This window comes from Methylobacterium mesophilicum (assembly GCF_022179445.1).
GTDB classification, from domain to species: Bacteria; Pseudomonadota; Alphaproteobacteria; order Rhizobiales; family Beijerinckiaceae; genus Methylobacterium; species Methylobacterium mesophilicum.
The window spans coordinates 44,437-51,181 of record NZ_BPQU01000033.1 but is presented as its reverse complement, the minus strand read 5'-3'; the positions used below and the strand labels follow the sequence as shown (position 1 = coordinate 51,181).

Genomic DNA, 6,745 nt, shown 5'->3' with positions numbered 1-6,745 from the left:
TACCTCAGAGCCATCGTCACTCAGACCGCCTGATCCCCTTCAAGCGATCGCCCTGAGCGGCCCGACCCCGGCGTTCGCCACGGTCGGGCCGGCGCTCTTGAGGAACGTGGACAGGCGAGGCAGGGAAGCCGGGTGCGGCGCGACGCGGGAACGGTCCCGGGCGAGGGCCGTTCCGGCCGGAGCCTGCGGCGTCGTCTCGGGTCCTGCAGGCGGGAGGGATGTCATGGCGGAGAGCACGGAACGGGGGGGCGGCTGGAGCCTCCAGGCGAGCGCCGTGCCGGACGGGGTGCGGCTCGAACTCGCCCTCGCCGACCTCGGCGGCAGCCCGGTCACCGCGGCGATCGTGCTGGACCGGGCGGAGGCAAGGGCCTTCGCCCGCGCCCTGCTGGCGGCCGCCGGCGATGCGGCCGAGCGCACCTTCCCCAAGCCGGGCACCTGACCGGCCGGTCTCGGGTCTGGCGTGGCCGGCTCAGTTCATTGTTGGATGAAGCCCGGATTGCGGCCCGGCAGGCGCGGCACCAGCGTGCCCCGCTTCTCGATCGGCGCGTCGCAGGCGTAGGTGAACTCGCTCTTCTGCGGATCGAACACGGTCTCGCCGGTGATCCGGCAATCCTCCCGCACGGTCTCGTCGAGATAGGCGCGGGCGGCGGTGCGGAACCGCTTCACCCGGGTCGCGGCCGGATCCGGATCGATCCGCACCTCGCTGAGATTGCAGCCGGTGTACTCGCGCAGGGCGTTCGAGACGACCAGCATCCGGCGCACCTGCCGGTTGTCGTAGACCTCGTAAGGCTCCTTGCAGCCGATGGTCACCACCTGCGGGGTGAGCGCCACGTAGTTGCGCGAGATATACGAGAACCCGGTGGTGCAGCCGGCCAGCGCCAGGCCGACGGCCCCGACACCGATGGGCAGAAGAGCCGCGCGTCGCATCCTCGTCATCCCAAGCCCAATTCCAGCCCAGTCTCGAAGCCGCCGGGACGATCCGCCTGTCCCGCCCTCCGGGGCAAGCATCAAGGCGCATTGAAACGGCCCCGCTTGCCCAGTCAATTCGTTTGTCGCCCGAGACGCCGTTCCGGGCGTCGGCGACCGGTCATCGCCCCACTCGCCGGTGGATGGCACGCGTGACAGGTTCTGTTGCTGTGCCAGGGCCGCTGAACGATCCGACCGGGCGGCGGCATCAGCCTTCGAAGACGTCCCCGACCAGCCGGCGTACGAAGTGGAACGCCTCCGTCGCCCCCGCGGCGACGCGTTGCTCGCCGCCCTCCCCGAGTTCGACCCGGTCGAGGGCGGCCGTGAAGTGCCGCCAATGCAACCCGCGTCCCTCGGGATGTCCGGCGAGATGGCGGGCGCCGCGGGTTTCCGACAGGCCGAGCGCCCTGGCTTCCTTGAGGAGGATGGCCGCGCCGAGATTCGAGCCTTCGGCGACGTAGAGCCAGCCCAATCCCTGCGCCGGATCGATCGTCCCGGGGTGGTCCTCGGACGCGCCGTCAGGGATGGTCGCTCCGACATCGCGCAGATCCTGCTGGATCAGGGGCAGTCGCCGCCTGCCGTCGAGATCGGGCAGGACATGTGCGAACGCGCCATCGCGATAGACCCGATCGACGACCGCATGGAAGCGGTACTGGATCTGAAGGAACAACGCGTAGCGCTCGAGGCTCGCGAACGGCTTTGCCGCCATGATGCGCCGGTCGAGCTGATCATGGGCTGCCGCGGTCGCCGTTCTCAGGCGCTTCACGCGGCTGCCGGTCTCGGCGGTGTCGGATGATGCGGCGTCCATGCGATCTATGTCTGTCGTTCGGGCAAGGTGCCAGGGGCCGGGACGAGCGGCCCGCCGCGCCGCCCTGACCCTCCCGGCCTCCGGACCATTCCGGCGATTCAGGTGACCGAGGCTGACCCGGGATCGTGCCGATCCGGCTCGGCCGGTTCTGCCACGGCGGCGCGGACGCGTCACGGCACACAACGGCCGCATCCGCACACAGCCGATCCATCAAGCTTGGCCGATCGCGCTTGCGGAACACTTGCGGAACGTTTAACGTGTTCGTGATTTGTTTCCGCGACCGCATCGATGCGGTCCTCCAAGCCGCGAGTCCCCCGTCGATGCTCACGCGCAAGCAGCTGGACCTCCTGCGTTTCATCCAGAGCCGCATGCAGGAATGTGGCGTCCCGCCCTCGTTCGACGAGATGAAGGATGCCCTCGATCTGAAGTCCAAATCGGGCATCCACCGGCTGATCACGGCCCTCGAGGAGCGCGGCTTCCTCCGGCGCCTTCCGAACCGGGCGCGTGCCATCGAGGTGATCCGCATCCCCGAGAGCCTGTCCCAGCCGGCCGCACCGCCCGCGGAACCCCGCCGCTTCACTCCGAGCGTGGTCGAGGGCGGGAAGTCCAAGCTGCCGGCGCAGCCCGCGACCGCCCGGATGATCGACGACGGCGGCCGTTCCATCTCGATCCCCGTGATGGGCCGGATCGCGGCGGGTACGCCGGTCTCGGCGATCCAGAACCAGAGCCACGCCATCACCATGTCGCCGGACTTCCTGGCCGGCGGCGAGCATTACGCCCTTGAGGTCCGCGGCGATTCGATGGTCGATGCCGGCATCCTCGACGGCGACCTCGTGGTGATCCGCAAGCAGGACACGGCCAATACCGGCGACATCATCGTGGCGCTGATCGACGACGAGGAGGCGACGCTGAAGCGCCTGCGCCGCCGGGGTTCCTCGATCGCCCTCGAAGCCGCCAACCCGGCCTACGAGACCCGCGTTCTCGGGCCCGACCGGGTCCAGATCCAGGGCCGCCTCGTCAGCCTCGTCCGCCGCTACTGAAGCGGTTCGGCCGGCGCGTCGCCCGGCGCGGCCTCGGGACCGGGTGCGTCGGCCTCTGCCGGGAGCGGCTCACCGGGCGTCGGCGTTTCCGGCCGTGGGACAAGAGGCGAGGGCCGTAAAGCCGGCGACGGCCGCCAAGGCACGGCGCGCCCCGTGTCATGGGTATAGCGTGCCGTGAAGCCGTCCCGGTCGGCCCGGAGTGCGACGGCGCCTCGGGCGGCGAGAACCCGGCGGTCGATCACCAGCGGGCCCGTGCAGGTGGGCGGCGCGGCGAGCCGCGAGATCAGCACGGCCGCCCTGGCGCAATCCTCCGGGAAGGCGCGCCGGTCGCGGACCAGGGCGACTGCGCGGCCGTCCGGCAGGCGCGCGGTGCAGCCGAGCCTGTCGCACCGTCCGACGGCCGACCCAACCTGGATCACTGCCTTGGCCGATCGCCCGTCGCCATCCGCCTTCAGCCACTGCTCCATCACGAAAGCCGAAGGATTGCCGAGGGCCGACAGGACTCCGTCCGGCCCACGCACGGCCGCGCCACCGCCCTGCCGGTCGACGTACAGGTCGAAGCGCTCCGGAACGGCGGCGAGGCCGAGCCCGAGCAGGGCGGGCGGCAGGGCCAGCCAGCGCAGCCGCGACACCGGCAGCGTCGCCAGCAGCAGCCCGGCGGCCAGCATCGCCAGCGCGCCGGTGCCGAAGGCCGGCACAACCAGGACGGCCCGATCGAAGCCGGCGATCCACTCGGAGATCGCCAACATCCCGCCCACCGCCTGTCCCATCAGCCACCAGATCGGCCGGTCCAGGGCGAAGGGACAGGCCAGGACCCCGATCACCGCCGCCGGCATCACGACCAGGGACACCAGCGGCAAGGTCAGGGCGTTGCCGATCAGCCCGAACGGCTGAACCGTCTGGAAATGGTAGGTGGCGAACGGCGCCGTCGCGACCTGCGCCACCAGGGTCGTCGCGAGGGTGCCGATCACGGCCGAGAGTCCCCTGCCGACGAGCCGCTCGATCCGCCCCGCCCCGGGTCGCCGGAACAGGCGCCCGTCGATCAGCCGCGCACAGGCGATCAGCCCGGCCACCGCCCCGAACGACATCTGGAAGCTCGGTCCAAGCAGGCCCTCGGGTTCCCGCGCCAGGGCTATCAGGGCGGCCAGCGCGAGGTTGCGCATGGACAGTGCCGGCCGGTCGACCAGGATCGCGCCGAGCATGATCAGCGTCATGATCAGGGAGCGCTCGGCCGCGATGTCCCATCCCGAGAACGCGCAATAGGCGGTGACGCCCAGCATCGCGAAGCCGGCGGCGATCTTCTTGATCGGCCAGACCAGCGCGCAATACGGCACCAGCGCCAGGACGGCCCGCACCAGCCAGAACACCACGCCGGCGGCCAGCACCATGTGGAGACCCGAGATGGAAACGACGTGATAGATGCCTGCCGCCCGGAGCGCGTCATTGGCGGCCGGTCCGATCAGGCCGCGCTTGCCCGTGACCAGGGCCGCCGCCACGGCCCCCGCCTGCCCGCCCTCGGCCTGCGCGATCCGGCGCGTCAGCGCGTTGCGGGCCTCATCGAGCAAGGCCGCCAAGCGCAGGCGCAGAGGCGGCGGTGTGGGCGGCTCTCGAACCGTGATCGCACCGATCAGCGAGCCGACCGCGCCGAGTCCCTGAAAGTAGGCATCTCGCGCGAAGTCGTAGCCGCCCGGTCGTGCCGCCTCGGGCGGCGGCAGCAATCTTGCCGTGGCGGCGATGAAATCCCCGGGCCGCAGGGATGGCGCCTTTCGGAACGAGACCCGCACCCGAACCGGCTTCACTGCGGGTTCGAGCCCGGCGAAGCTCTCGACCCTGATCACCAGCCGGGCGCCGACCTCGCGCTCGTCCAGCGCCTCGATCATCCCGGTCAGCGGTCCGATTGTGGTGCGGGTGAGGATCGGCGCCGCGACCTGCGAGACCCGCCAGGTCGCCGCCGCGAAACCGAGGAAGCCGGCCGCCAGCGCCAGGCAGAGGGCGAGCGCCGCCGGCCGCGCGCCGAGGAACGGCGCGGGCGCGACGGCGAGCGACGCTCCGACTAGGGGGGCGGCGAGGAACGGCGTCCCGTCGGCACACCCGAAGAAGACCAGGATCCCGGCGCCGAACGCCACCGCCAGCCACGGGAACAGGCGGCGCTGCTCGACCTCCCGGGCGAGTCCGTCGGCGAGCCAGCCGTGCAGCGCCGGCATCGAAACCGGGCGCGTGCCAGCCAGCGCCACCGCGCCGCCCGCCAGCCTCGCGCCGATCCGCCGCATCTACCCCGCCCCGTAGCGGACGACTCACGTCCCGGCCTGGGATTCTTAACGCACCCATCGGCCCGTGCTACAGCGGACGCTTCGTGCTACGGGCGCCATGCCGTGCGACGGGCGCCGCCCTGACGCCCCGCACCGCCCCGTTGCCCTCCGCCCCCGAACATATCGGCCCGATGTCCTCAGCCGTCGTCACGCGCTTCGCCCCCTCGCCCACCGGATACCTCCATATCGGCGGTGCCCGCACGGCGCTGTTCAATTGGCTGTACGCCCGCCACAGCGGCGGCAAGATGCTGCTGCGCATCGAGGATACCGATCGGGAACGCTCGACCAAGGGTGCGATCGACGCGATCCTCGACGGCCTGTCCTGGCTCGGCCTCGACTGGGACGGGGACGTGGTCTTCCAGTTCGCCCGCGCCGAGCGCCATCGCGCGGTCGCCCAGGAGCTGCTGGCTGCCGGCCGCGCCTACCATTGCTACGCCTCCGCCGAGGAACTGACGCAGATGCGGGAGACCGCCCGGGCCGAGGGCCGGGCCCCGCGCTACGACGGGCGCTGGCGCGACCGCGATCCGTCCGAGGCTCCTGCCGGAGTCAGGCCGGTGATCCGGCTGCGCGCGCCCCTCGAGGGCGAGACGGTGGTCGAGGATGCCGTTCAGGGGCGGGTGACCTGGGCCAACCGCGATCTCGACGACCTCGTGCTGCTGCGCTCGGACGGGACGCCGACCTACATGCTCGCCGTCGTGGTCGACGATCACGACATGGGCGTCACCCAGATCATCCGCGGCGACGACCACCTCACCAACGCGGCCCGCCAGAGCCAGATTTTTTCGGCCTTGGGTTGGGACATCCCGCGGATGGCTCATATCCCGCTGATTCATGGGGCCGACGGGGCGAAGCTGTCCAAGCGCCACGGCGCGCTGGGCGTCGAGGCCTACCGCGACCTCGGCTACCTGCCGGAGGCGCTGCGCAACTACCTCGTGCGCCTGGGCTGGAGCCACGGCGACCAGGAGGTGTTCTCCACCGACGAGATGATCGCGGCCTTCGATCTAGGCGCGGTGGGGCGCTCGGCGGCGCGATTCGACTTCGCCAAGCTCGCCAACCTCAACGGGCTCTACATCCGCGGCAGCGCCGATGCGGACCTGGTCGCCGCGATCGAGACGATCCTGCCGAACGTCGGCCCGGAGCGCGGCCTACCGGCGACGCTCCAGCCCGATCTCAAGGATACGCTGACCCAGGCCATGCCGGGCCTGAAGGAGCGGGCCAAGACGCTGATCGAACTGCTCGACAGCGCCTATTACCTCACCGCCCAGCGTCCCCTGGTACTCGACGACAAGGCCCGGGCGCTCCTGTCCGACGAGGGCCGGGCGCGTCTGGCCGGGGTGCTGCCGGATCTCCAGTCGCTGCCCGAGTGGAGCGCGGCGGCGACCGAGGGTGCGGTGCGTCAGTATGCGGAGACCGCCGGGTGCAAGCTCGGGCAGGTGGCCCAGCCCCTGCGGGCCGCGCTCACCGGGCGCACCACCTCCCCGCCCCTGTTCGACGTGATGGCGGTACTCGGTCGGGCCGAGACCCTGGCGCGACTCGCCGATCAAGTGCCGCAGGGCTGAGCGGGCGGGACGGAACTGCGGGCCCCGGCCCGGATTTCGCTTGGGACCGGATTTCGCTTGGCG

Annotated in this window: 7 protein-coding genes; 3 read left to right on the top strand and 4 right to left on the bottom strand. The window is 71.4% G+C overall.

Features of this window, described 5'->3' with window-relative positions; translation table 11 throughout:
- Positions 1-39 precede the first annotated feature (39 nt).
- Complete coding sequence (locus tag MFF40_RS23705; protein WP_238262482.1) at positions 40-225, bottom strand: hypothetical protein; 186 nt, start codon at positions 223-225, stop codon at positions 40-42.
- Between MFF40_RS23705 and MFF40_RS23700 the strand changes: the two genes are divergently transcribed.
- Positions 224-439, top strand: coding sequence for a hypothetical protein (locus MFF40_RS23700; RefSeq protein WP_238262480.1), 216 nt, complete (start codon positions 224-226; stop codon positions 437-439). The genes MFF40_RS23705 and MFF40_RS23700 overlap by 2 nt on opposite strands.
- Before the next feature lie 35 nt (positions 440-474).
- On the opposite strand, the gene MFF40_RS23695 is transcribed toward MFF40_RS23700, so the two are convergent.
- Positions 475-927: a hypothetical protein gene (locus MFF40_RS23695; protein ID WP_238262478.1), complete on the bottom strand. Its 453-nt coding sequence runs from the start codon at positions 925-927 to the stop codon at positions 475-477.
- A 247-nt stretch (positions 928-1,174) separates the two neighbouring features.
- Entirely contained in the window at positions 1,175-1,774 is a 600-nt protein-coding gene (locus MFF40_RS23690) for a biliverdin-producing heme oxygenase (RefSeq protein WP_238262476.1), read from the bottom strand.
- 320 nt (positions 1,775-2,094) lie between these two features.
- Here MFF40_RS23690 and lexA point away from each other — a divergent pair, with 320 nt between their 5' ends.
- Positions 2,095-2,814, top strand: a complete 720-nt coding sequence (gene lexA, locus MFF40_RS23685) for a transcriptional repressor LexA (RefSeq protein ID WP_147855676.1) — start codon at positions 2,095-2,097, stop codon at positions 2,812-2,814.
- Here the strand turns inward: lexA and MFF40_RS23680 are convergent.
- Positions 2,808-5,084 carry a ComEC/Rec2 family competence protein gene (locus tag MFF40_RS23680; protein WP_238262474.1) on the bottom strand — a complete coding sequence of 759 codons (2,277 nt, stop codon included), beginning with the start codon at positions 5,082-5,084 and terminating at the stop codon, positions 2,808-2,810. The genes lexA and MFF40_RS23680 overlap by 7 nt on opposite strands.
- Positions 5,085-5,254: 170 nt before the next feature.
- Between MFF40_RS23680 and gltX the strand changes: the two genes are divergently transcribed.
- Complete coding sequence (gltX, locus tag MFF40_RS23675) at positions 5,255-6,682, top strand: glutamate--tRNA ligase (protein WP_238262472.1); 1,428 nt, start codon at positions 5,255-5,257, stop codon at positions 6,680-6,682.
- Positions 6,683-6,745: the final 63 nt, after the last annotated feature.

Excerpts from the sequence above, each read along its gene's own strand:
- gltX (WP_238262472.1), top strand. The coding sequence starts at position 5,255 with ATGTCCTCAGCCGTCGTCACGCGCTTCGCCCCCTCGCCCACCGGATAC.
- lexA (WP_147855676.1), top strand. The coding sequence starts at position 2,095 with ATGCTCACGCGCAAGCAGCTGGACCTCCTGCGTTTCATCCAGAGCCGC.
- MFF40_RS23700 (WP_238262480.1), top strand. The coding sequence starts at position 224 with ATGGCGGAGAGCACGGAACGGGGGGGCGGCTGGAGCCTCCAGGCGAGC.
- MFF40_RS23695 (WP_238262478.1), bottom strand. The coding sequence starts at position 927 with ATGCGACGCGCGGCTCTTCTGCCCATCGGTGTCGGGGCCGTCGGCCTG.
- MFF40_RS23690 (WP_238262476.1), bottom strand. The coding sequence starts at position 1,774 with ATGGACGCCGCATCATCCGACACCGCCGAGACCGGCAGCCGCGTGAAG.
- MFF40_RS23705 (WP_238262482.1), bottom strand. The coding sequence starts at position 225 with ATGACATCCCTCCCGCCTGCAGGACCCGAGACGACGCCGCAGGCTCCG.
- MFF40_RS23680 (WP_238262474.1), bottom strand. The coding sequence starts at position 5,084 with ATGCGGCGGATCGGCGCGAGGCTGGCGGGCGGCGCGGTGGCGCTGGCT.